Raw genomic sequence first — 24,283 nt, 5'->3', positions numbered from 1 at the left:
AATGACCGACCAAGCTTTTGCACAGGCCGACCCGGACTGGGTCGAGCTGATCAGCCTGGCCCGTGAGTGGTTCAACGGCCCACTTGGGCAACTGATGCTCAAGGAGGAGGACAAACTGCTGGAAGAAGAGCTCGGGCGCTTCTTTGGCGGCTATCTCGTGCATTACGGGCCCTGCGCCGAGCCACCGCCCAGAGCCCCCCAGGTGCAGCGTAACGTGCGCCTTGGTGCGCCCTTGCCGGGTGTGGAGATTGTCTGCGAAGAACAGGCCTGGCCGTTGAGCGAGCACGCTGCCGACGTGGTGGTGCTGCAGCATGGCCTGGACTTCTGCCTGTCGCCCCATGGCCTGCTGCGCGAGGCCGCCAGTGCCGTCCGCCCGGGCGGGCACCTGCTGATCGTGGGGATCAACCCCTGGAGCAGCTGGGGCATGCGCCATTTCTTCAGTCACGGTGCTCTGCGCAAGGCGCGCTGCATCTCGCCGTCCCGGGTGGGCGACTGGCTCAACCTGCTGGGCTTCGCGCTGGAGAAACGCCGCTTCGGGTGCTATCGTCCGCCGCTTGCCTCACCTGCCTGGCAGCAACGCCTGGAGGGCTGGGAACGACTGGCCGGCGGCTGGCAGGGCTCCGGTGGCGGGGTGTACCTGCTGGTGGCGCGCAAGATGGTGGTAGGCCTGCGGCCTTTGCGGCCGGAACGCCGCGAGCCAATGGGCAAGCTGCTGCCGCTGCCACTGGCGAAAGTCAACCGCACCGCAGCCAACCCCGAAACTGACAAGCACTGAATTCAAGAGTGGTACATGAGCGATAGCGTCGAGATGTTTACTGATGGTGCCTGCAAGGGCAACCCTGGCCCGGGTGGCTGGGGCGTGCTGATGATCTACAAGGGCGTCGAGAAGGAACTGTGGGGCGGCGAACGTGAGACCACCAACAACCGCATGGAGCTGATGGCCGCGATCCAGGGCCTGATGTCGCTCAAACGTGAATGCGAGGTGGTGCTGACCACCGACTCGCAGTACGTGATGAAGGGCATCAACGAATGGATGGTCAACTGGAAGAAGCGCGGCTGGAAGACCGCCGCCAAGGAGCCGGTGAAGAACGCTGACTTGTGGCAGCAGCTCGATGAGCAGGTCAACCGCCACAAGGTGACCTGGAAGTGGGTACGCGGCCATATCGGCCACCCCGGCAACGAACGCGCCGACCAGCTGGCCAACCGTGGGGTCGATGAGGTGCGCGCCCAGCGTTGAGCTGGGGTACAATCGCGACCTTTGTAACGGATGCAAGTTGGAGCGCCCGCGTGGAGCAGCAGCAAGATAAACGGTTCGTCATTCTCGATACCGAAACCACGGGTATGCCGGTTGGCGAAGGCCACCGGATCATCGAGATCGGCTGTGTCGAGGTCATCGGCCGGCGCCTGACCGGGCGGCACTTCCACGTCTACCTGCAGCCCGACCGCGAGAGTGACGAGGGCGCGATCAACGTTCACGGCATCACGGATGCCTTCCTGGTCGGCAAGCCCCGCTTTGGCGATGTCGCCGAGGAGTTCTTCCAGTTCATCCAGGGTGCCACGCTGGTCATCCACAACGCGGCGTTCGACGTTGGCTTCATCAACAACGAATTCGCCTTGCTGGGCCAGCAGGACCGTGCTGACATTTCGCAGCACTGCACCATTCTGGACACCCTGTTGCTGGCACGTTCGCGCCACCCGGGGCAGCGCAACAGCCTGGATGCGCTGTGCAAACGCTACGACATCGACAACTCAGGCCGTGAGTTGCACGGCGCACTGCTCGACTCGGAACTGCTGGCCGACGTTTACCTGGCAATGACCGGTGGCCAGACCAGCCTGTCGTTGGCTGGGAATGGCGCAGATGCCGAAGAGGACGGGCAGGGCGCTGGCGGCAGCGAGATCCGCCGGATTGTCGGGCGTGCGCCAGGGCGGGTGATCATGGCCAGCGCTGAAGAGCTGGAGGCGCATGCCGAGCGGCTGGCGGCCATTGCCAAGTCGGCGGGTGGGCCTTCGCTGTGGCAGGCCCTGACTGAGACGCCAGCCGGCTGATCTTTCGCCCTGCAACAGAAGTGGAGATCGTTGGAGGCGCGGGTTTACCTGCCGAATACGGTGGCGGCTGCGGCGGTGAATGGCGGGGGCAGATTGGCCAGCAGGCCCGGCCCTTTCGCGGGTAAACCCGCTCCTACGACGGCCTGTGTCCAATCACCGACCGGTGCCCAGTAGGAGCGGGTTCACCCGCGAAAGGGCCAGTACAGGCAATACAAGGCTCAACTACCCTGAAATGGACGCCATGTCCTTCGGAGGTAGCCACCTGATGTACAAGGACCTCAAGTTCCCGATCCTCATCGTCCACCGCGCCATCAAGGCCGACAGTGTTGCCGGCGAGCGCGTGCGCGGCATCGCCGAGGAATTGCGCCAGGATGGCTTTGCCATTCTCGCCGCAGCCGACCACGCCGAAGCACGCCTGGTCGCCGCCACTCACCACGGCCTGGCCTGCATGCTCATCGCGGCCGAAGGCGCTGGCGAGAACACCCATTTACTGCAGAACATGGCCGAGCTGATCCGCCTGGCCCGTCTGCGCGCACCCAACCTGCCGATCTTCGCCTTGGGCGAGCAGGTGACCCTGGAAAATGCTCCCGCCGAAGCCATGAGCGAGCTCAACCAGCTGCGTGGCATCCTTTACCTGTTCGAAGACACCGTGCCGTTTCTCGCCCGCCAGGTGGCGCGTGCTGCACACACCTACCTCGACGGCCTGCTGCCGCCGTTCTTCAAGGCGCTGGTGCAGCACACTGCGCAGTCCAACTACTCCTGGCACACCCCGGGCCATGGTGGCGGTGTGGCCTATCATAAAAGCCCGGTAGGCCAAGCCTTTCACCAGTTCTTCGGGGAAAACACCCTGCGCTCGGACCTGTCCGTTTCCGTGCCGGAGCTGGGTTCGCTGCTCGACCACACAGGCCCGCTGGCCGAAGCCGAGGCCAGGGCGGCGCGCAACTTCGGCGCCGACCACACCTTCTTCGTCATCAATGGTACCTCCACGGCCAACAAGATCGTCTGGCACGCCATGGTCGGTCGTGACGACCTGGTGCTGGTGGACCGCAACTGCCACAAGTCGGTGGTGCACGCGATCATCATGACGGGTGCCATCCCGCTGTACCTGTGCCCGGAGCGCAACGAACTGGGCATCATCGGCCCGATCCCGCTCAGCGAGTTCAGCCCCGAGGCGATCGCCGCGAAGATTCAGGCCAACCCCCTTGCCCGTGATCGTGGGCAGCGTATCAAGCTGGCGGTAGTGACCAACTCCACCTACGACGGGCTGTGTTACCACGCTGGGCTGATCAAGCAGGCCCTGGGTGCCAGTGTCGAGGTGCTGCACTTCGACGAGGCCTGGTTTGCCTATGCCGCGTTCCACGACTTTTTCACCGGGCGCTACGCCATGGGCACCGCCTGCGCGGCAGACAGCCCGCTGGTGTTCAGTACCCATTCCACCCACAAGCTGCTCGCGGCGTTCAGCCAGGCTTCGATGATTCATGTGCAGGACGGGGCCAGGCGGCAGCTGGACCGGGACCGTTTCAACGAAGCGTTCATGATGCACATCTCTACCTCGCCGCAGTACAGCATTCTCGCCTCGCTGGATGTGGCTTCGGCCATGATGGAAGGGCCGGCCGGGCGCTCGCTGCTGCAGGAGATGTTCGACGAGGCGTTGAGTTTTCGTCGTGCCCTGGCCAACCTGCGTGAGCACATTGCCGCAGAGGACTGGTGGTTCAGCATCTGGCAGCCGCCAAGTGCCGAGGGCATCCCCCGTCTGGCCGCGCAGGACTGGTTGTTGCAGCCGGGGGCGCAATGGCATGGTTTTGGTGAAGTGGCGGCCGACTATGTGCTGCTCGACCCGCTGAAAGTGACTTTGGTGATGCCGGGCCTGAGCGCTGATGGTGTGCTGGGCGCGCACGGCATCCCGGCGGCAGTAGTCAGCAAGTTTCTCTGGGAGCGCGGGCTGGTGGTGGAAAAAACCGGCCTGTACAGCTTTCTGGTGCTGTTTTCCATGGGCATCACCAAGGGCAAGTGGAGCACCTTGCTCACCGAACTGCTGGAGTTCAAGCGCCACTATGACGGCAACACCCCGCTCAGCAATTGCCTGCCGAGTGTGGGGGCTGCCGACGCCCTCCGCTACCAGGGCATAGGCCTGCGCGACCTGTGCGACCAGTTACATGACTGCTACCGCGTCAATGCCACGGCCAAGCAGCTGAAGCGGCTGTTCACTCGTTTGCCGGAGGTGGCCGTAAGCCCGGCCCAGGCCTATGACAAGATGGTGCGTGGCGAGGTGGAGGCGGTGCCGATCGAGGCGCTGCTGGGGCGTGTGGCGGCAGTGATGCTGGTGCCGTACCCGCCTGGCATTCCGTTGATCATGCCGGGTGAGCGGTTCACCGAGGCGACCCGCTCGATCCTGGACTACTTGGCATTCGCCCGAGCATTCAACCAGGGCTTTCCCGGGTTTGTCGCCGATGTGCACGGCCTGCAGCACGAAGGGGGCCGCTACACGGTGGATTGCATCACGGAATGCGCGTGATCTCGACGCCGGAGCGTGCCAGTTCGAAACGGTTATCACCCAGGTGGTTGACCTTGTCGCCGATGGCCAGGCGGTAGGTGGTGATGGGGGCGCCCAGCGTGCTGCCGTCGAGTTGCAGGGTGGATTCCTGAAACTCGTGCACGGGGTAGATGCGGCCTTCGGCGTCACGGGCGTGGAATTGGCCGACCATTACTGCTGCCATTTGGGTGGAAACCTCTGAATTACGTAGGAAATGTATGAAGGCATAGACCGTGAAACAGACGCGGAAGTTTTCGCCCTGCGGAAAAAAAACTTAGGCACTGGAGAACGGTCATCTATAACTACAACGTCTATTTAACCCGCAAAGGTTGGAATTGCCATGAGCCAGGTGTATTCGGTAGCAGTCGTCGTGGGCAGCTTGCGCAAGGCGTCCTACAACCGCAAGGTCGCCCGCGCACTTTCGGAGCTGGCGCCGTCCAGCCTTGCGCTGAAGATCGTCGAGATTGGCGACCTGCCGCTGTACAACGAAGATATCGAAGCCGAGGCACCGCCGGAAACCTGGAAGCGTTTTCGCGATGAAATCCGCCGCAGTGATGCGGTGTTGTTCGTCACCCCGGAATACAACCGCTCGGTGCCAGGCTGCCTGAAAAATGCCATCGATGTGGGTTCGCGTCCTTACGGGCAAAGTGCCTGGAGCGGCAAGCCGACGGCGGTGGTGAGTGTGTCGCCGGGGGCGATTGGTGGCTTTGGCGCCAACCATGCGGTGCGCCAGTCGCTGGTGTTTCTCGACATGCCCTGCATGCAGATGCCCGAGGCTTACCTTGGCGGTGCGGCGAGCTTGTTCGAGGATTCGGGCAAGCTCAACGACAAGACGCGACCGTTCTTGCAGGCGTTTGTCGACAGGTTTGCTTCATGGGTGAAGTTGAACAGGGCGGTCTGAGCCCCGAATGATGCTGTGCAGCGCCCCTGTGTAGGCGCGGGTTTACCCGCGAATGCGTCATTGAATTTGCCGACGCATTCGCAGGTAAATCCGCGCCTACCCGTCAGCGGAAGCTGTAGGAAACCCCGGCATATACGCCAAATCCTTCGCCCGGTGTCGAACGGGCATTGTCCTTGCCAGCGTCGTTGTAGGCCGGCGTCACGGTCGCTGCATAGCGCTGGTTGGTCAGGTTGCGCAGGTCCAGCCAGGTCTGCCAGTCCTGTTTCGGTGAGTCCCAGCCAACGCGTGCGCCGAGCAAGGCATATTCATCGGCGTGGTAGCTATTGGCGTAGTCCACCTGCACCTTCGAAGCCATTTGTGTGTTGACCCCGGCATAGAAGCCGCTCGGCCAGTCATAGCGCAGCTCGGCCTGGTAGTAGTGCATGGGGATGCCGGGCAGACGGTTGTCGCCAAACGTGTCGTCATCACGGTAGTGGAAGTCGCTGAAGGTGTAGGCCTGGCGCAAGCTCAGCTTGCCAGTGCCCGCGCGTTCCCACAGGGTGCTGTCGAGGCCGGCTTCAACGCCTTGGTGCACGGTAGCGCTGGCGTTGAATTCCGAGGTGAAGTTCGGCACTACCTCAACGGCCAGCAGTTCGTGGCGCACTTGCGAGTAGTACCAGGCCAGGTCCCAGCGGCCGAGCGCCGAGTCGCCACGGGCGCCCAGTTCCAGGGTGGTGGCTGTCTGGTTCTGCATCTCGATCGGCTGGATCTGCTTGCCGCCTGTGCTGGGCGCGCTCCAGATCAGCGACCACGGGTGTGGCGGCTCTACCGAGCGGCTCAGGTTGCCGTACACCTGCAAGTCCGGGCGGATGTCGTAGCGCAGCCCCAGGCGGGGTGCATAGTCCCAGTCATGCATGCTCACCTTGCCGCCTTCAGCGGGGTAGGTCACGTCACTTTCGCGGCGTGTGTAGACCATGGCCAGGCCGGTGCTCAGCCACAGGTTGGGGACCAGTTCCAGATCGTTGCCAACATGCAGCACGGTGTCCGAGCCCTGGTAGGTGAAGTCACGGGTGCGCTCGCCGAACACATCGCCATTGCGGGTAAATTGCGAAGCGCCGCTGTTGGGCAGGTGCTTGGTGGTACGCCAACCGACGGTGGTCTTGCTCTCGCGTCCGAACAGTGTGTCGCGGCGGAAATAGTTCAGTGTACCGCTGACATCGGTATAGGCGACCTTCAGGCGCATGGGGCCTTCGCGCAGGTCCATCGGGTAGTCGTGATAGACCAGTCCGGCTTCCAGGCGCGCCTCGTCGTCGAGGTAGAAGGTGGTCTTGTTGCCCACCCAGGTGCTGCCTGGTTGCGGGCGGCTGTCGTCGCGTGCCAGATAGTTGGGGTTGGCCGCGCGTGGGTGGTGCTTGATCTGGTCTTTGGTCAGGCGCCCAGGCAGTTCGTTTTCAGTTTCCCGGTAGCGCAGGTAGAAGCGGGTTTCCAGGTCGGGGTTGAAGCGGTAACCGACATTGGCGGCAATGCCCTTGGCGCTGCCGCTGCTGTGCGCCTGGTAGCCGTCATATTCCGAGTCGGTCAGGGCCACGTAATAGTCGAGATTGCCCAGCACCTGGCCCGAACTGATGTGCCGATGCTGGTAGCCGCGGCTACCGACCTCGTAGCGTACTTGCAGTGCAGGCGCGTCGTAGCCGGTGTGGGTGACGTAGTTGATGGCACCGCCCAAGGCCAGGGAGCCTTGGTCAAAGCCATTGGCGCCACGCAGCACTTCGGCACGGCTCAGCCACAGCGGTTCGAACAATTCGTAAGGCGTGCCGCCCGGGCCGGTCAGCGGCAGGCCGTCGAACATCGTGTAAACGCCGGAACCGTGCGCCCCCGGCGCGCGGTTGAGGCCCGAGCCGCGTATCGACAGCTTGATGCCGTCGTTGCCTGCCGATTGGGCGAACACCCCAGGCTGATAGGCCAGCACGTCCTGGTTGCTGGCCACCCGGCCTTGCCCCACGCGCTGCATGTCCACCAGGTTGCTGGCTCCCGGTATTTCACGCAGGCGCTCGCTGGCTGCCGTCAGCTCGTTCTGCTCCTCATCGGTGATCAGCACTCGGCCCAATTCGACCGAGGATGCCCCCAGAGCGGGCTGATTAGCAGCCAAGGCCGCCAGCAGACCGAGGCAGGACGAGAGGGGTAAATCGGAACGCATTGTACGACTCCAGGCGAAAGGCGAATGGACAACGGCGTTGAGACGAGCGAAATGCGGCTTGGAGCACGCAGAAAGTCAGCAAATCGTGCGTAACCTTCGTCATACGGTCTTGTACGAAAGTTCTTTACAAACCACGGCGGTGGAGGTGGGTGGCCTGTGCTTCGTAAGGTGACTGCAGGTAGGCAGTAATGCCTCGCTCAATCACCCGTGGAGTTCAAACATGACTGACAACGCTCGACACTCGCAGCAACCCTTGGCGGACGCCCCGGTTCGCCTGACGCCACGTGAACAGCAAGTGCTGTTGTGGTGTGCTTATGGCAAGAGCTCGTGGGAGATCGGCCAGATCCTTGAATGCAAGGAGTCGACGGTGAACTTTCACGTGTCCAACATCCTGCGCAAATTTGAAGTGCCTACCCGGGTGGCAGCTGTGATCAAGGCCATTCGCTACGGCATGCTGGCCGAGCAGTAAGGGGGGTGGAGCATGAGCAACGATCCTCGGCTACCGCGCTTTGCCGATTGCCATGACCCGTTCTGGCCGCGGGTGGATCTGGGCAGGTTGCGTGAGCACCTGCAACTGCCGCGGTCTGTCAGTGACGCGGCTTTGGAAGTGTCCGCCCGCTGCGCAGCCATCGAGGCAGCACGGGAATTCGCCTGTTGGCGGTCAGTGCTGCGAGAGCGGGGCTACAAGCGGCTCGAGGATGTGGCCGGGCATGATCATGGGCGTGCCTTGCGGGTGTGCTACATCCGTTTTGTCGAAGCGGCGGTCATGTATAGCCTGGGTTCAACCGCCTGCCTGCCTGTTCCGCGCGGAGGGCAAGTGCATGCCTGAGCGATCTGTTTTCGACCACCTGGCCCCGGCATTGGTGACGTTCCTGGGGGTGGATGGCGATGTGCTGTTCGCCGCGCTGCTGGGAGCATTGTTGGTGAGCGCGGCACGCGATCGATTGATCACCAGTGAGGCCAGGCGCCTGACTCTGGCCAAGAAACTGCTGCTGCTATTCGTGACCGTGGGCGTGGGCCATTTGTTCGAGCCACTGGTTTCGTCATTGGTGCCTTTGCTGACCCGGGGCATGGCGGCATTCGTGGCCGCTGTGGTGGTGATCCCCATCAGCCTCAAGGTCATGGTCTGGCTGGATACACTCGACCCGCGCGAGCTCATCCAGCGCTGGCGCCGTCGGGGTTAGCCATTGGCTGCGCCGCCGAGCTCACTCAGTTGCTGTTCCAACTGCTGGATGCGCTGCTTGTCCTTGATGAACAGCAGTATGGCCTGGCGATCGCTGTGCGAGAGCGTGCGCAGCCGTTCGAGCATTTCGCACTCCCAGCCCGCATCACCTGGGCCGGCGGCGTTGTGCTCGGCATGGCCCAGCAATAGCCAGTCCAGAGAGCATGCATGCTTTTTGGCGATGTCTATGCAAAGTGAGTAAGGGATGCTTTCGCGAACCTTCCAGCTGCTCAGCGTTTGCGGGCTGACCGACAGTGCACGTGACAGCTCGGCATCAGTGTTTGCGCCAGTGAGGAGCTTAAGGCGCGTGAGCACCTCAGCAAGTATGTGAGTACTCATAACAAATATCCATGACTGGTTTAATGATATTCCATGGGCTTAAACTACTCGTTATGAATACAGCCCTGCGTTTTAAGGAGCACTTCTGCAATGAGAACCATCAAATTGAAGAATACACCCACAGTTGCAGCCAATACTGATACACAGGCTAGCCTGGGCAATGCTAGCAGGTACTTGCCGTGAGTACTTACAAGCTTGTTTGCCCGCATTGCCACAGCCGGATGCGCATACGTACTAGCGAAGGGCGCCATATTTTCCTGCGAATCGCTTATTTGCAATGCACCACCGAGGCGTGTGGCTGGTCAGTGCGCGCCGAATTCGAAATGACCCATGAACTCTCCCCCAGCGGCATGCCCAACCCGGAAGTGTACCTGCCTTCGGCCAATGGTGATTTGCGCAAGGCCGCCTTGCCGGGCGCAGGCCAGGGCAGCCCGAGTGAGTGAGGCACCAGTGGGCGCAGGTAGCAAAACGTGCAGATAAAAAAACACCCCGCCTAGGCGGGGTGTTTTCTGTTACCGGGGCTGCTGGGGTGATCAACCGATCAGTTGCAGGCCCGCTTGCTGAACCATTTCCAGCAGGGGCTGCGGGTACACACCCAGTACGAAAGCGAGAATGGCGATAGCCAGCAGCATGACGCCGCCGGTGCGCTGTTCCCACTTCAGCGGGGCGTCGTGACGACGCAGGTTCGGCTCGACCAGGTACAGGGTAACCATGACGCGCAGGTAATAGTACACGCCGATGGCGCTACCGATCACCAGCGCACCAACCAACCACCACAGGTGCGATTCGACGCCGGTAGCGATGATGTAGAACTTGCCGATGAAGCCGGCGGTCAGCGGGATACCCGCCAGCGACAGCATCATCACGGTCAGTACCGCTGTCAGGTACGGGCGGCGCCAGAACAGGCCGCGGTACTCGTACAGGGCATCGGCGTCACGGCCGCCGTATGGCGAGGACATCAGGGTGATGACGCCGAAAGCGCCCAGGCTGGTGATCACGTAGGTAACCAGGTAAACGCCCATGGCTTCCAGGGCCAGGCCCTTGCTGGCGACCAACGCGATGACCAGGTAACCGAAGTGGGCGATGGACGAGTAACCCAGCAGACGCTTGAGGTTGCTCTGGGTCAGCGCCAGCAGGTTACCAATCAGGATCGAGGCTACGGCAATCACCGCCAGTACGGTGCTGAGCACGCCGCTGCTGGCAGCAGGGGAGAGCATGAACAGGCGTACGACAACAGCGAATACTGCCACCTTGCTGGCGGTTGCCAGGAACGCGGCGACCGGTGCCGGAGCGCCTTCGTACACGTCCGGGGTCCACAGATGGAACGGCACCAGCGACAGCTTGAAGGCCAGGCCGACCAGCATCATGCCCAGGCCCAGCTGGGCCACCAGGCTTGGCATGCTGGTGGTAGCCAGGGCCTTGCCGATCTGGTCGAAGCTCAGGCTGCCGGCGTCGGCGTACAGCAGGGCCATGCCGAACAGCAGGAAAGCCGAGCCTGCGGCCGACAGCACCATGTACTTGATGCCAGCTTCCAGCGATCTCTTGTTGAAGAAGGCATACGCCACCAGGCCGTAGACCGGTACCGACAACAGCTCCAGGCCGATGAACAGGCCGGCCAGGTGGTTGGCGCTGACCAGCACCAGGCCACCGAGGGCCGACATCAGCAGCAACAGGTACAGTTCTTCACGGTTGCCCGGGAAACCCTTGGAGCCCTCGCCGAGGTAGGCGTGGGCGAGGGTGACGCAGGCCAGCGTCGCCACGAGGATGATCGCCATGTACAGGCAGGCGAATTTGTCGATGGTGATCAGCGAGGTGACCGCCAGCGGCGCGACCTTAAGCGCCGGCAGGAGCGACAGCAGGGCCAGGTTCAGGCCCACGGTGGACAGCAGGAAGGTCTGCGAGTGGTTGCGCTTCCAGGCGATCGCCAGCATCACCACCACCGTGGTGATGGTGGTGATCAGCATCGGCGCCAATGCGATGAAGTGTTGAGTGGTGAATTCCATAGCGCTCTTACCGGGCCGAAGCGAGTTGAGTGAAAGCGGATCCGAGCCACTGCTGCACACCACTCATGGTGGCGGCAGAGGTGTCGAGGAACGGCTGCGGATACACGCCCAGCAGGATCAGCAATACCGCCAGACCCAGAACCATGATCAGTTCGCGACCGTCCATGCCGGCCAGCACGGTGTCGGTCTTGGCCGGGCCGAAGTAGGCGCGGTGGATCATGATCAGCGAGTACACCGAACCGAACACCAGGCCGGTGGTGGCAATCACGGTGATCCACGGTACATGCACGAAGCTGCCGATCAGGATCAGGAACTCGCCGACGAAGTTGCCGGTGCCTGGCAGGCCCAGCGATGCCGCTGCGAAGAACAGGCTGATGGCCGGCAGGTAAGCGATGCGGTGCCACAGGCCACCCATCTGGCGCATGTCACGGGTGTGCAGGCGCTCGTACAGCTGGCCAGACAGGATGAACAGTGCCGCAGCCGACAGGCCGTGGGCCAGCATCTGGATCACCGCACCTTGCAGGGCCTGCTGGCTGCCGGAGTAGATACCGATCAGCACGAAGCCCATGTGCGAGACGCTGGAGAAGGCGATCAGGCGCTTGATGTCGGTTTGTGCGAAGGCCAGGAAGGCACCGTAGAAGATACCGATCAGGCCCAGGGTCATGGCGATCGGCGCGAACTCGGCCGAGGCGTTCGGGAACAGCGGCAGGGCGAAGCGCAGCAGGCCGTAGGCCGCGGTCTTCAGCAAGATACCCGCCAGGTCCACCGAGCCTGCGGTCGGTGCCTGGGCGTGAGCGTCAGGCAGCCAGGAGTGGAACGGCACCACCGGCAGCTTCACCGCGAAGGCGATGAAGAAGCCCAGCATCAGCACGTACTCGACACCGGCAGGCAGCTCGGCCTTGAGCAGGTCGCTGTAGTTGAAGGTGAGCACGCCAGTGGTGTTGTAGTTGACCAGCACCAGGCCCAGGATCGCCACCAGCATGATCAGGCCGCTGGCCTGGGTGAAGATGAAGAACTTGGTCGCCGCGTAGATCCGGGTCTTCTTGCCGTCTGCCGAGCTGTGACCCCAGAGCGCGATGAGGAAGTACATCGGCACCAGCATCATTTCCCAGAAGAAGAAGAACAGGAACAGGTCCAGGGCCAGGAACACACCGACCACGCCGCCGAGGATCCACATCAGGTTGAGGTGGAAGAAGCCGACGTGGCGCTGGATCTCTTTCCAGGAACACAGTACCGACAGCACACCGAGCAGGCCGGTGAGCAGGATCATCAGCAGCGACAGGCCATCAAGGGCCAGGTGGATGCTGATGCCGAAGCGCTGGATCCACTGGACTTTGTATTCCAGGGCCCAGGCCGGTTCGGCGCCCGGGGCGGGAGCAAGGGTGTAGTCGCCGGTACCCCACAGCCACAGGCCGATGCCAAGCAGCAGGGACATGGTAAGCAGCGCGATCCAGCGCGGCAGGGTGGCGCCGAAGCGCTCACCCAGCCAGCACAGGAAGCCGCCGATGAAGGGGATCAGGATCAGCCAAGGCAAAATCATGACGGGTTGGTTTCCTTTGGCAAAGTCGCAAGATTCATAGTCATACCGCAGCCACTACCACGGCACCGAGCACCAGCACGGCACCCACGGCGATAGAGGCGGTGTACCAGCGCAGTTGGCCAGTCTCGGTCTTGCTCATGGCCACGTGGCCACCACGCGCCATCCGAGGAATCAGGCCGATGGTGCGGTCAACCGGGTCCTTGCGCAGGATGTGGCTGATCAGCAGGTACGGTTTGACGAAAAGCTTGTCGTAGATCCAGTCGAAGCCCCAGGCAGCGAACCACCAGGCCGACAGGACGCGACCGATGCCACTGTTGGCGACGGCGCTGACGAAGCGGCGCTTGCCCAGGAACAGCAGGGCGGCCAGCAGGATACCGGCGATGGCGATGGCACCCGAGGTGATCTCCAGCGCGTGCTTGGCTTCGCCACCGGCATGGCCGGCGCTTTCTGGCAGCACACCGGCCAGCGGCGGGGTGATCCAGGCGCCGACGAAGGTCGACAGCACGATCAGCACGCCCAGCGGCAGCCAGTGGCTGATGCCGTGGCCCGCGTGGGCTTCGGTCTTGGCTTCGCCGTGGAAGGCGATGAAGATCAGGCGGAAGGTGTACAGCGAGGTCATGAACGCGCCTACCAGGCCGGCATACAGCAGGCCGGTGTTGCCGCTGGCGAAGGCTTCCCAGAGGATCTCGTCCTTGGAGTAGAAGCCCACGGTCACGATCGGCAGGGCCGCCAGTGCCGCACCACCGACCACGAAGCTGGCGTAGGCCAGCGGCAGCTTCTTCCACAGGCCGCCCATCTTGAAGATGTTCTGCTCGTGGTGGCAGGCAACGATCACCGCACCGGAGGCAAGGAACAGCAGGGCCTTGAAGAAGGCGTGGGTCATCAGGTGGAAGATCGCCGCGTCCCAGGCACCCACGCCCAGGGCCAGGAACATGTAGCCGATCTGGCTCATGGTCGAGTAGGCGAGGATACGCTTGATATCGGTCTGTACCAGCGCAGCGAAGCCTGCCAGTACCAGGGTCACGCCACCGACCACACCTACAAGGTGCAGGATGTCCGGCGCCAGCAGGAACAGGCCGTTGGTACGGGCGATCAGGTACACGCCCGCGGTCACCATGGTTGCGGCGTGGATCAGTGCCGAAACCGGAGTCGGGCCCGCCATGGCGTCGGCCAGCCAGGTCTGCAGTGGCAGCTGTGCCGATTTACCGACCGCACCACCCAGCAGCATCAGCGTGGCCAGCACCATCCAGGTGTCGCCAGCCTGGAACTTCTGCGGTGCCAGCACCAGCAGTTCCTGCACGTTCAGGGTGCCCAGCTGGGCGAACAGGATGAACAGGCCGATGGCCATGAACACGTCGCCGATACGGGTGACGATGAATGCCTTGAGTGCCGCGTTACCGTTGTTGCGGTTGCTGTAGTAGAAACCGATCAACAGGTACGAGCACAGGCCCACGCCTTCCCAGCCGAAGTAGATGAACAGCAGGTTATCGCCAAGGATCAGGAACAGCATGCTGGCGATGAACAGGTTGGTGTACGAGAAGAAGCGCGAGTAGCCGGCTTCGCCACGCATGTACCAGGATGCGAACAGGTGGATCAGGAAGCCGACACCGGTCACCACACCGAGCATGGTGACCGACAGGCCGTCCAGGTACAGGGTGAAGTTCGGCGCGAAGCCGTCCACCGACATCCACTGCCACAGCAGCTGGCTGTACGCGCCGCCCTCAGGCGGGGCGACGTTGAACTGCCAGATGACGTAAGCGGCCGTGGCGGCCGACAGGCCTACCGAGCCGACGCCGATCAGGGCGGACAGGTTCTCCGAGAACCGTCCGCGCGAGAACGACAGCAGCAGGAAGCCGATGAGGGGAAAGACGAAAGTCAGGAAGAGAAGGTTCATCCGCGCATCTCACTGGCAGCATCGATGTCGAGAGTGTGGAAGCGGCGATACAGCTGCAGCAGGATGGCCAGGCCAATGCTGGCCTCGGCGGCTGCCAGGCTGATCACCAGAATGAACATCACCTGGCCGTCGGGCTGGACCCAACGGGCACCGGCGACGACGAACGCCAGGGCAGAGGCGTTCATCATGACTTCCAAGCTCATGAGCACGAAGAGGATGTTGCGGCGGACCATCAGGCCAACCAGACCTAAGCAGAACAGGATGCCGGCGACCGCCAGACCATGCTCGAGAGGGATAGCACCCATGATTTACTCCTTCGCCTCGTTGCGGCCCAGGTGGAAGGCGGTGACGGCTGCAGCCAGCAGCAGCATCGACGCCAGTTCGACCACCAGCAGGTACGGGCCGAACAGGCTGATGCCCACGGCTTTCGGGCCCACGGTGGTACCGCTGATGCCGGCGCCGCTCGGGGCGACGAACAGGACGTACAGCAGCTCCGCCAGCAGCAGGGTGCCGAGGATCACCGGCCCTGCCCAGATACCGGGCTTGAGCCAGCCCCGTTCCTGGGCGACCGAAGCCGGCCCGAGGTTGAGCATCATCACCACGAACACGAACAGCACCATGATGGCGCCGGCGTAGGCGATCACTTCCAGGGCGCCGGCAAACGGCGCACCCAGGGCGAAGAAGATCATGGCCACGGAAATCAGCGAAATGATCAGGTAAAGCAAGGCGTGCACGGGGTTGGTGCCAGTTACCACCCGAAGGGTGGAGACCACGGCGATCCCGGATGCGAAGTAGAAAGCGAATTCCATCTTTCTGTCCTTATGGGAGCAAGCTCTTCACGTTGATCGGCTCGGCTTCGTTCTGTGCAGAGCCCTTCGGCTTGCCAGCGATTGCCATACCCGCAACACGGTAGAAGTTGTAGTCAGGGTTCTTGCCGGGGCCGGAGATCAGCAGATCTTCTTTCTCGTACACCAGGTCCTGACGCTTGAACTCGGCCATTTCGAAATCCGGAGTCAGCTGGATCGCGGTGGTCGGGCACGCTTCTTCACACAGGCCGCAGAAAATGCAACGCGAGAAGTTGATGCGGAAGAACTCCGGGTACCAGCGGCCGTCCTCTGTCTCGGCCTTCTGCAGCGAAATGCAGCCAACCGGGCAGGCCACCGCGCAGAGGTTGCACGCTACGCAGCGCTCCTCGCCATCGGGGTCGCGGGTGAGGACGATGCGGCCGCGGTAGCGCGGCGGCAGGTACACGGGTTCTTCGGGGTACTGCAGGGTGTCGCGCTTGCGGAACCCGTGGGAGAACACCATTGCCAGGCTGCGCAGCTGGGTGCCGGTGCCCTTAACGATGTCGCCGATATACTTGAACATGGGTCAAATCCTCACTGGGCCGCGACGGCTGGCGTGTTGTAGAGCACGATCGCAGCGGTCACCAGCAAATTGATCAGGGTCAGCGGCAGGCAGAACTTCCAGCTGAAGTCCATCACCTGGTCATAGCGTGGGCGCGGGATCGAGGCGCGCAGCAGGATGAACAGCATGATGAAGAACGCGGTCTTCAGGGCGAACCACAGGAACGACAGTTGCGGCAGGATGCCGAACGGGCCGTGCCAGCCGCCGAAGAACAGGGTTACCAGCAGCGCCGAGATGAGGATGATGCCGATGTACTCACCGACGAAGAACATGCCCCACTTCATGCCGGCATACTCGATGTGGTAGCCGTCGGCCAGTTCCTGTTCTGCTTCCGGCTGGTCGAACGGGTGACGGTGAGTCACGGCGACGCCAGCGATGAAGAAGGTGCAGAAGCCGAAGAACTGCGGAATGATGAACCACAGGTTCTGCGCCTGGTACTCAACGATGTCGCGCATGTTGAACGAGCCCACCTGCACCACCACGCCCATCAGCGCCAGGCCCAGGAACACCTCGTACGACACGGTCTGTGCCGAAGCACGCAAGCTGCCCAGCAGGGCGTACTTGTTGTTCGACGACCAGCCGGCGAACAGCACCGCGTAGACCGACAGGCCGGCCATGGCGAAGAAGAACAGCAGGCCGATGTTCAGGTCGGCAACGCCCCAGGTCGGGGTGATCGGGATGACCACGAAGGCGATCAGCAGGGCGCTCATGGCCACTACCGGTGCCAGGGTGAAGATCACGCGGTCGACGAAGGGTGGGTTCCAGTCTTCCTTGAAGAACATCTTCAGCATGTCGGCAGCGATCTGGAACATGCCGAACGGGCCGACGCGGTTCGGACCGTAGCGGTCCTGCCACCAGCCCAGCAGGCGGCGCTCGACGAAGCTGAGCAGCGCACCGCAGACCACCACGGCCAGCAGGACCACGATGGCCCGCAGCACGGTGAGGATCACATCGATCACTTCGGGGGTGAACCAGCTCATTGTGCTGCCTCCTGCAGACCTTCGACGGATGCACCGAAGATGGCAGGCGGAATGCCAGCCAGGCCTTTCGGCAGCGCGACCAGGCCAGCGCCCAGCTCTTCATTGATACGCAGCGGCAGGCGCAGGGCCACACCGGCGACGTTCAGGCTCAGCAGGGCACCCTCGTTGACGCCCAGGCGGTCGGCTTCGGACTTGGCCAGGGCTACGTAGGCAGCCGGGATGCGTTCTTGAACCGGGGCGGCGCGCGAGGAGCTTTCTTCGCTGCCGAACAGGTGGAAGAACGGTACGGCAGTCCAGGTGCCACGGGCCGGGTTGAAGGCCCCCGGAATGGCGTTGAACCAGTTCAGGCGGTCGCCTTGCGATTCGATCAGGCGTACGCCTGGGTCACCGGCACGCAGGTGGCCACCGACCTCGTCCTGAAACTTGTTCCAGGCTTGTGGGGAGTTCCAGCCCGGCGACCAGGCGAACGGCACCTGCTGGCGCGGTTCGGCCGAACCCGAGTAGCCTTCCATGGAGAAGGCGAACGCGGTGTCCTTGTCTTGCGGGGTGCGCGGCTCGTGCACGCTGATGTTGGCACGCATGGCGGTACGGCCGGAGTAGCGCAGCGGCTCACGGGCCAGCTTCATGCCCTTGATGCGGAACGCAGCGCTTGGCGCGGCGTTGACGATGCCGGCCAGTTGCGGGGCGGCTTCGGCGCAGGCGCTGGTGACGTGGTCCAGCTGGGTCCAGTCGACCGGCTTGTTCAGCAGGGTGGCACGCAGGGCGTGCATCCAGCGCCAGCCTTCGTGGATCTGGATGCTGCTGTCCAGGTACTGCGGGTCGAACACCTGGAAGAAGCGCTGGGCACGGCCTTCCTGGCTGACCAGGGTACCGTCACCCTCGGCGAACGAGGCGGCCGGCAGCACCAGGTGGGCGCGGTCGACGGTGGCAGTTTTGGAGTGGTCGGCAACGATCACCACCTTGGCCGCAGCCAGGGCTGCATCGACCTTGGCGGCCGGTACGCGGGCGTACAGGTCGTTTTCCAGCACGACGATGGCATCGGCCTTGCCGCTGATGACCGCGTCCAGCGCGGCATCGACCGACTCGCCACCGAGCATGGCCAGGCCAAGGCTGTTGGCCTCAGGTACCACCAGGCTCAGCGAGCCGTTTTTCTCGCGCAGCTTCAGGGCTTTGGCGATGTTAGCGGCGGCTTCGATCAGCGCTGGGTCGGCCAGCGACGTACCGGCAACGACCAGTGGGCGCTTGGCGGCGACCAGGGCGTCGGCGATGCGCTGGGCCAGGGCCTTGGCTTCGTCGTCCAGGCCGGCGACGGCAGGGGCGCTCGGGTCGATGGCGTGGGCCACGGCGAAACCGATGCGGGCCAGGTCGGCCGGCGCGGCGTGTACGCACTCTTCGGCGACGTCGTCCAGCTTGGTTTCCGCCAGGGACGCGATGAACAGCGGGTACAGCGCGTGCTGGCCGATGTTCTTCACGGCAGCGTCGAGCCAAGGTTGCACTTTCATTGCTTCGGCCATGGCCTCGGCCTTGCCTTTGGTGGCCTGGCGCACGGCCAGGGCAACGCGGGCAGCGGTCTGGGTCAGGTCTTCACCGAGCACGAACACGGCGTCGTGGTCTTCGATGTCGCGCAGGGTCGGCACGGGCAGCGGGCTGTTGTTCAGCACGTTCAGGGCCAGGCGTACGCGGGCCAGTTCGCCCGCTTCCATGCCCGAGTAGAAGTACTCGGCGCCGACCAGCTCACGCAGGCCGTAGTTGCTTTCGAGGCTGGCGCGTGGCGAGCCGATACCGACGATGGTACGGCCGCGCAGCAGGTCGGCGGCCTTGTCCAGGGCGGCGTCCAGGCCTAGCTTGGTACCGTCGGCCAGTTGTGGCTGGCGTGGGCGGTCCTTGCGGTTGACGTAGCCGTAGCCGAAGCGGCCGCGGTCGCACAGGAAGTACTGGTTGACCGAACCGTTGAAGCGGTTTTCGATACGGCGCAGTTCGCCGTAACGCTCACCCGGGCTGATGTTGCAGCCGCTGGAACAGCCGTGGCAGATGCTTGGGGCGAACTGCATGTCCCACTTGCGGTTGTAGCGCTCGGAGTGGGTCTTGTCGGTAAATACGCCGGTCGGGCAGACCTCGGTCAGGTTGCCGGAGAACTCGCTTTCCAGCACACCGTCTTCGACGCGGCCGAAGTACACGTTGTCGTGGGCGCCGTATACGCCCAGGTCGGTACCACCGGCGTAGTCCTTGTAATAGCGCACGCAGCGGTAGCAGGCGATGCAGCGGTTCATCTCATGGGCGATGAACGGGCCGAGGTCCTGGTTCTGGTGGGTACGCTTGGTGAAACGGTAGCGGCGCTCGTTGTGGCCGGTCATTACCGTCATGTCCTGCAGGTGGCAGTGACCGCCTTCCTCGCACACCGGGCAGTCGTGCGGGTGGTTGGTCATCAGCCATTCGACGACGCTGGCGCGGAACGCCTTCGACTCTTCATCGTCGATGGAAATCCAGGTGCCGTCGGAAGCAGGGGTCATGCAGGACATGACGATACGACCACGGGTGTCGTTCTCGTCGGTGTACTGCTTGACTGCGCACTGCCGGCAGGCGCCAACGCTACCAAGCGCCGGGTGCCAGCAGAAATAAGGGATGTCGAGGCCGAGCGACAGACATGCCTGTAACAGGTTGTCTGCACCGTTGACTTCGAGCGCTTTGCCGTCTACGTGGATAGTGGCCATTGTTCAAAGTTCTTCGTTGGCCCGCGTGAGCGGGCGTGGCTAATGGAAATCGGTGAGCTTGCGACACGCCTCGATTGCTCGGGCCTGCCGGTAAGCTGGCGAGTGGCACGGACCACCCGCCTAATCATCTTGTTATGCGCCGACCACGATCGGCTTCGCCAGGTCGGGGCGCAGGGTGGCAGCGCTTTCTGGCGCCACACCGGCCTCGAACTCCGAGCGGAAGTATTTGATGGCACTGCCCAGCGGCTCGACGGCACCCGGTGCGTGAGCACAGAAGGTACGGCCCGGGCCGAGGAAGTTGACCAGTCCCAGCAGCGTCTCGATGTCCTCGGCGCGGCCTTGGCCGTTTTCCAGTGCGCGCAGCATCTTCACGCTCCACGGCAGGCCGTCACGGCATGGGGTGCACCAGCCGCACGATTCGCGGGCGAAGAACTCTTCCATGTTGCGCAGCAGCGACACCATGTTGATGCTGTCGTCGACCGCCATGGCCAAGCCAGTACCCATACGGGTGCCGACCTTGGCGATCCCACCGGCGTACATTTGTGCATCAAGGTGCTCGGGCAGCAGGAAGCCGGTACCGGCGCCGCCTGGCTGCCAGCACTTGAGCTTGAAGCCATCACGCATGCCACCGGCGTAGTCTTCGAACAGTTCGCGTGCGGTAACGCCAAATGGCAGTTCCCACAGGCCTGGATTCTTCACCTTGCCGGAGAAGCCCATCAGCTTGGTGCCGTGGTCCTCGCTGCCTTCGCGGGCCAGCGACTTGTACCAGTCGTTGCCGTTGGCGACGATGGCCGGGACGTTGCACAGGGTTTCGACGTTGTTCACGCACGTCGGCTTGCCCCACACGCCAACGGCGGCAGGGAAGGGCGGCTTGGAGCGCGGGTTGGCGCGGCGGCCTTCCAGCGAGTTGATCAGCGCGGTTTCTTCACCGCAGATGTAGCGGCCGGCACCGGTGTGCACGAACAGCTCGAAATCGAAACCGCTGCCCAGGATGTTCTTGCCCAGCAGGCCGGCGGCCTTGGCTTCATCGATGGCACGGTTGAGGTTTTTCGCTGCGGTGGTGTACTCGCCACGCAGGAAGATGTAGCCGCGGTAGGCCTTCAGGGCGCGGGCGCTGATCAGCATGCCCTCGACCAGCAGATGGGGCTGTTGCTCCATCAGCATGCGGTCCTTCCAGGTGTTCGGCTCCATTTCGTCCGCGTTGCACAGCAGGTAGCGGATGTTCATGGATTCGTCTTTGGGCATCAGGCCCCACTTCACGCCAGTGGGGAAGCCTGCGCCGCCACGGCCTTTGAGGCCGGAGTCCTTGACGCTCTGCACGATGTCGTCGGCGGACATTTGCGCCAGCGCCTTGCGGGCTGCGGCGTAGCCGTTCTTCGATTCGTACTCGGCCAGCCAGACCGGCTCGCCGTCGTCGCGCAGGCGCCAGGTCAGTGGGTGGGTTTCGGCCGAGCGCGCGATGCGGTTGGCCGGGCCGAAGGAAGTAATGGTCATACGTAACCCTCCAGCAGTTTGGAAACGCCAGCCGGCTGCACGTCACCGAAGGTGTCGTCGTCGATCATCAGTGCCGGGGCCTTGTCGCAGTTGCCCAGGCAGCACACGGGCAGCAGGGTGAAACGGCCGTCGGCGGTGGTCTGGCCGAGGCCGATGCCCAGCTCGCTCTGGATCTGGCTGACGACCGACTCATGGCCGCCGATGTAGCAGACCATGCTGTCGCACACGCGGATGATGTGGCGGCCGACCGGTTGGCGGAAGATCTGGCTGTAGAAGGTGGCGACACCCTCGACGTCGCTGGCCGGAATGCCCAGCACTTCGCCGATGGCGTGAATGGCGCCGTCCGGCACCCAGCCACGCTCCTTCTGGACGATCTTCAGGGCTTCGATGGACGCCGCGCGCGGGTCCTCGTAGTGATGCATTTCGTGCTCGATGGCCGAGCGCTCGGTTTCGCTCAGGGCGAAACGGTCTGTCTGGATAAGCGTGCTGTTCATGCTTAGCGGTCCACGTCAGCCATAACGAAGTCGATACTGCCCAGGTACGCAATGAGGTCGGCAACCATGCTGCCTTTGATCACCGAAGGGATCTGCTGCAGGTGCGGGTAGCTCGGGGTGCGGATCCGGGTGCGGTAGCTCATGGTGCCGCCATCGCTCGTCAGGTAGTAACTGTTGATGCCCTTGGTCGCTTCGATCATCTGGAACGACTCGTTGGCCGGCATGACCGGGCCCCACGAGACTTGCAGGAAGTGCGTGATCAGGGTTTCGATGTGCTGCAGGGTGCGCTCTTTCGGCGGCGGCGTGGTCAGCGGGTGATCCGCCTTGTACGGGCCTTCCGGCATGTTGCGCAGGCACTGGTCGATGATGCGGATACTCTGACGCATCTCCTCGACACGGACCATGCAGCGATCGTAGGCATCGCCGTTGTGGGCCAGCGGTACTTCGAACTCGAAGTTTTCGTAGCCGGAGTAAGGACGGGCTTTACGCAGGTCGAAGTTGCAACCGGTGGCACGCAAGCCGGCACCGGTGGTGCCCCACTCCAGCGCTTCCTTGGTGTTGTACGCGGCAACGCCGATGGTACGGCCCTTGAGGATGCTGTTTTGCAGGGCGGCCTTGGTGTATTCGTCGAGGCGCTTGGGCAGCCACTCGACAAAGTCCTTGACCAGCTTGTCCCAGCCACGTGGCAGGTCGTGGGCGACGCCACCGATGCGGTACCAGGCCGGGTGCAGGCGGAAACCGGTGATCGCTTCGATCACGGTGTAGGCGCGCTGGCGGTCGGTGAAGGTGAAGAACACCGGGGTCATGGCGCCGACGTCCTGGATGTAGGTACCCAGGAACAGCAGGTGGCTGGTGATGCGGAAGAACTCGGCCAGCATGATGCGAATCACGTCGACCTTCTGCGGCACCTTGATGCCGGCCAGCTTCTCTACCGCAAGCACGTACGGCAGGTTGTTCATCACCCCGCCGAGGTAATCGATACGGTCGGTATAGGGGATGAAGCTGTGCCAGGACTGGCGCTCGGCCATTTTTTCGGCACCACGGTGGTGGTAGCCGATGTCCGGTACGCAGTCGACGATTTCTTCACCGTCCAGCTGCAGGACGATACGGAACGCACCGTGCGCCGAAGGGTGGTTGGGGCCGAGGTTGAGGAACATGTAGTCCTCGTTGGCGCCCTGACGTTTCATGCCCCAGGCTTCCGGGTTGAAGCGTGCCGATTCCTCTTCAAGCTGCTGCTTGGCCAGGGTCAGGCTGTAGGGGTCGAACTCGGTCGCACGGGCAGGGTAGTCCTTGCGCAGCGGGTGACCTTCCCAGGTCGGCGGCATCATGATGCGGCTGAGGTGCGGGTGGCCGGCAAAGTCGATGCCGAACATGTCCCAGACTTCGCGCTCGTACCAGTTGGCGTTTGGCCAGATGCCCGTCACGGTCGGCAGGTTCAGGTCGCCTTCGCTGAGCGACACCTTGATCATCACATCGCTGTTACGCTCGATCGACAACAGGTGGTAGAACACGCTGAAATCGGCGGCTGGCAGGCCACGGCGCTGGGTGCGCAGGCGCTCGTCGACGCCATGCAGGTCGTACAGCATGCTGTAAGGCTTGGCGATGCCGCGCAGGAAACTGAGCACCTCTTTGAGCTGGGCGCGTTTTACCCACAGCACGGGCATGCCGGTGCGGGTCTCCTGGGCGACGAATGCTTCGGCGCCAAAACGGTTGTTCAGTTCGACGACCACATCCTGGTCGTCAGCCTTGTAGGGCGGAATGAAAATAGCGTTGTCCGCTGTCATGGTCTCGGTCGCTTTGGGTCAACGTTAAGAATGAAGCCAGGCCGCCGGCTCCTTCGGGAGCGGGCGGCAGGTCGCTGGATCAGACTTCGTCGGGGCTGCGCAGGTTGGTTACTGCAATGCGCTGCTCACGACGCAGGTCTTTCTGGGCTGGCATCTCGGCACGGTAAATACCTTGATCACCAACAACCCAGGAAAGCGGGCGTCGTTCTTGGCCGATCGACTCCTGCAACAGCATCAAGCCTTGCAGGAAAGCCTCAGGGCGTGGCGGGCAGCCAGGCACATAGACGTCCACGGGGAGGAACTTGTCGACCCCCTGAACGACCGAGTAGATGTCGTACATGCCACCGGAGTTGGCGCACGAACCCATGGAAATGACCCATTTTGGTTCGAGCATCTGCTCGTACAGGCGCTGGATGATCGGCGCCATCTTCACGAAGCAGGTACCGGCAATGACCATGAAGTCGGCCTGACGCGGCGAGGCCCGGATGACTTCGGCGCCGAAGCGGGCGATGTCGTGGGGTGCCGTGAAGGCCGTGGTCATTTCCACGTAGCAGCAGGACAGGCCGAAGTTGTACGGCCAGAGGGAGTTCTTGCGGCCCCAATTGACCGCGCCACGCAGCACATCTTCAAGTTTGCCCATGAAGATGTTCTTGTGGACCTGGTCCTCTAGCAGTTGATCGGTGACGGTTTCCCGTTCACCGACCGGGTACTGCTCGTTGGGCGCATCCGGATCGATTCTGGTGAGATTGTATTGCATGC

General features: G+C 63.0%; 24 protein-coding genes. 9 read left to right on the top strand and 15 right to left on the bottom strand.

Annotation, left to right across the window (positions count from 1 at the left end; all coding sequences use genetic code 11):
- Position 1 precedes the first annotated feature (1 nt).
- From V6093_RS09290 to V6093_RS09275, 4 genes are all read left to right on the top strand, one after another.
- Positions 2-775, top strand: coding sequence for a class I SAM-dependent methyltransferase (locus V6093_RS09290; protein WP_003251461.1), 774 nt, complete (start codon positions 2-4; stop codon positions 773-775).
- A 15-nt stretch (positions 776-790) separates the two neighbouring features.
- Complete coding sequence (gene rnhA / locus V6093_RS09285) at positions 791-1,237, top strand: ribonuclease HI (RefSeq protein WP_003251460.1); 447 nt, start codon at positions 791-793, stop codon at positions 1,235-1,237.
- Between the two features lie 50 nt (positions 1,238-1,287).
- Positions 1,288-2,046 (top strand): DNA polymerase III subunit epsilon, encoded by a 759-nt coding sequence (gene dnaQ, locus V6093_RS09280; RefSeq protein ID WP_003251459.1) that lies wholly within the window; start codon positions 1,288-1,290, stop codon positions 2,044-2,046.
- 265 nt (positions 2,047-2,311) lie between these two features.
- Complete coding sequence (locus tag V6093_RS09275; RefSeq protein WP_004576946.1) at positions 2,312-4,561, top strand: Orn/Lys/Arg decarboxylase N-terminal domain-containing protein; 2,250 nt, start codon at positions 2,312-2,314, stop codon at positions 4,559-4,561.
- Here the strand turns inward: V6093_RS09275 and V6093_RS09270 are convergent.
- Positions 4,545-4,763, bottom strand: coding sequence for a hypothetical protein (locus tag V6093_RS09270; RefSeq protein ID WP_003251457.1), 219 nt, complete (start codon positions 4,761-4,763; stop codon positions 4,545-4,547). The genes V6093_RS09275 and V6093_RS09270 overlap by 17 nt on opposite strands.
- Positions 4,764-4,919: 156 nt before the next feature.
- Between V6093_RS09270 and chrR the strand changes: the two genes are divergently transcribed.
- Complete coding sequence (gene chrR / locus V6093_RS09265; RefSeq protein WP_047603440.1) at positions 4,920-5,480, top strand: class I chromate reductase ChrR; 561 nt, start codon at positions 4,920-4,922, stop codon at positions 5,478-5,480.
- 103 nt (positions 5,481-5,583) lie between these two features.
- Here chrR and V6093_RS09260 read toward each other — a convergent pair whose 3' ends face one another.
- Entirely contained in the window at positions 5,584-7,656 is a 2,073-nt protein-coding gene (locus V6093_RS09260) for a TonB-dependent receptor domain-containing protein (protein WP_179053576.1), read from the bottom strand.
- A 220-nt stretch (positions 7,657-7,876) separates the two neighbouring features.
- Between V6093_RS09260 and V6093_RS09255 the strand changes: the two genes are divergently transcribed.
- From V6093_RS09255 to V6093_RS09245, 3 genes are read left to right on the top strand one after another with little or no spacing between them, the layout of a single operon-like run.
- Positions 7,877-8,125 carry a helix-turn-helix domain-containing protein gene (locus V6093_RS09255; protein ID WP_003251454.1) on the top strand — a complete coding sequence of 83 codons (249 nt, stop codon included), beginning with the start codon at positions 7,877-7,879 and terminating at the stop codon, positions 8,123-8,125.
- Between the two features lie 12 nt (positions 8,126-8,137).
- Positions 8,138-8,485, top strand: coding sequence for a head completion/stabilization protein (locus V6093_RS09250; protein ID WP_047603438.1), 348 nt, complete (start codon positions 8,138-8,140; stop codon positions 8,483-8,485).
- Positions 8,478-8,840 carry a hypothetical protein gene (locus V6093_RS09245; protein ID WP_014590308.1) on the top strand — a complete coding sequence of 121 codons (363 nt, stop codon included), beginning with the start codon at positions 8,478-8,480 and terminating at the stop codon, positions 8,838-8,840. The genes V6093_RS09250 and V6093_RS09245 overlap by 8 nt, the downstream gene beginning before the upstream one ends.
- Here the strand turns inward: V6093_RS09245 and V6093_RS09240 are convergent.
- On the bottom strand, positions 8,837-9,217 hold the full coding sequence (locus tag V6093_RS09240) for a helix-turn-helix domain-containing protein (RefSeq protein WP_047603437.1): 381 nt from the start codon (positions 9,215-9,217) through the stop codon (positions 8,837-8,839). The two genes, V6093_RS09245 and V6093_RS09240, sit on opposite strands and share 4 nt — an antisense overlap.
- A 179-nt stretch (positions 9,218-9,396) precedes the next feature.
- Here V6093_RS09240 and V6093_RS09235 point away from each other — a divergent pair, with 179 nt between their 5' ends.
- On the top strand, positions 9,397-9,660 hold the full coding sequence (locus V6093_RS09235; RefSeq protein ID WP_010954906.1) for an ogr/Delta-like zinc finger family protein: 264 nt from the start codon (positions 9,397-9,399) through the stop codon (positions 9,658-9,660).
- Positions 9,661-9,750: 90 nt separating this feature from the next.
- Here the strand turns inward: V6093_RS09235 and nuoN are convergent, their stop codons facing one another.
- The 12 genes from nuoN to V6093_RS09175 all read right to left on the bottom strand — a co-directional run bounded on the left by nuoN (position 9,751) and on the right by V6093_RS09175 (position 24,281).
- Positions 9,751-11,220, bottom strand: coding sequence for an NADH-quinone oxidoreductase subunit NuoN (gene nuoN / locus V6093_RS09230; protein WP_012051767.1), 1,470 nt, complete (start codon positions 11,218-11,220; stop codon positions 9,751-9,753).
- A 7-nt stretch (positions 11,221-11,227) separates the two neighbouring features.
- Positions 11,228-12,760: an NADH-quinone oxidoreductase subunit M gene (gene nuoM, locus V6093_RS09225; protein WP_003251448.1), complete on the bottom strand. Its 1,533-nt coding sequence runs from the start codon at positions 12,758-12,760 to the stop codon at positions 11,228-11,230.
- Between the two features lie 40 nt (positions 12,761-12,800).
- The gene (nuoL, locus tag V6093_RS09220; RefSeq protein WP_003251447.1) at positions 12,801-14,654 is read right to left on the bottom strand and encodes an NADH-quinone oxidoreductase subunit L; all 1,854 of its coding nucleotides are present in this window, start codon (positions 14,652-14,654) and stop codon (positions 12,801-12,803) included.
- Entirely contained in the window at positions 14,651-14,959 is a 309-nt protein-coding gene (nuoK, locus tag V6093_RS09215) for an NADH-quinone oxidoreductase subunit NuoK (protein WP_003251446.1), read from the bottom strand. Before nuoK ends, nuoL begins: the two co-directional genes overlap by 4 nt.
- A 3-nt stretch (positions 14,960-14,962) precedes the next feature.
- Positions 14,963-15,463 (bottom strand): NADH-quinone oxidoreductase subunit J, encoded by a 501-nt coding sequence (nuoJ, locus tag V6093_RS09210; RefSeq protein ID WP_003251444.1) that lies wholly within the window; start codon positions 15,461-15,463, stop codon positions 14,963-14,965.
- 10 nt (positions 15,464-15,473) lie between these two features.
- Positions 15,474-16,022: an NADH-quinone oxidoreductase subunit NuoI gene (gene nuoI / locus V6093_RS09205; protein WP_003251442.1), complete on the bottom strand. Its 549-nt coding sequence runs from the start codon at positions 16,020-16,022 to the stop codon at positions 15,474-15,476.
- 11 nt (positions 16,023-16,033) lie between these two features.
- Positions 16,034-17,041 carry an NADH-quinone oxidoreductase subunit NuoH gene (nuoH, locus tag V6093_RS09200; protein ID WP_003251440.1) on the bottom strand — a complete coding sequence of 336 codons (1,008 nt, stop codon included), beginning with the start codon at positions 17,039-17,041 and terminating at the stop codon, positions 16,034-16,036.
- Positions 17,038-19,752 carry an NADH-quinone oxidoreductase subunit NuoG gene (gene nuoG / locus V6093_RS09195; RefSeq protein ID WP_012051769.1) on the bottom strand — a complete coding sequence of 905 codons (2,715 nt, stop codon included), beginning with the start codon at positions 19,750-19,752 and terminating at the stop codon, positions 17,038-17,040. Before nuoG ends, nuoH begins: the two co-directional genes overlap by 4 nt.
- Positions 19,753-19,884: 132 nt before the next feature.
- Positions 19,885-21,246 carry an NADH-quinone oxidoreductase subunit NuoF gene (gene nuoF, locus V6093_RS09190; protein ID WP_010954901.1) on the bottom strand — a complete coding sequence of 454 codons (1,362 nt, stop codon included), beginning with the start codon at positions 21,244-21,246 and terminating at the stop codon, positions 19,885-19,887.
- The gene (gene nuoE / locus V6093_RS09185) at positions 21,243-21,740 is read right to left on the bottom strand and encodes an NADH-quinone oxidoreductase subunit NuoE (protein ID WP_003251433.1); all 498 of its coding nucleotides are present in this window, start codon (positions 21,738-21,740) and stop codon (positions 21,243-21,245) included. The genes nuoF and nuoE overlap by 4 nt, the downstream gene beginning before the upstream one ends.
- A 2-nt stretch (positions 21,741-21,742) precedes the next feature.
- On the bottom strand, positions 21,743-23,524 hold the full coding sequence (gene nuoC / locus V6093_RS09180) for an NADH-quinone oxidoreductase subunit C/D (protein WP_047603431.1): 1,782 nt from the start codon (positions 23,522-23,524) through the stop codon (positions 21,743-21,745).
- 79 nt (positions 23,525-23,603) lie between these two features.
- A complete protein-coding gene (locus V6093_RS09175; RefSeq protein WP_003251429.1) occupies positions 23,604-24,281 on the bottom strand; it encodes an NADH-quinone oxidoreductase subunit B family protein in 678 nt (225 codons plus the stop codon).
- Positions 24,282-24,283: the final 2 nt, after the last annotated feature.

The sequence above is a fragment of the Pseudomonas putida group bacterium ESBL64 genome (assembly GCF_045277175.1).
Taxonomy (GTDB): Bacteria; Pseudomonadota; Gammaproteobacteria; order Pseudomonadales; family Pseudomonadaceae; genus Aquipseudomonas; species Aquipseudomonas alloputida.
This window is presented reverse-complemented; position numbering and strand designations above follow the sequence as displayed.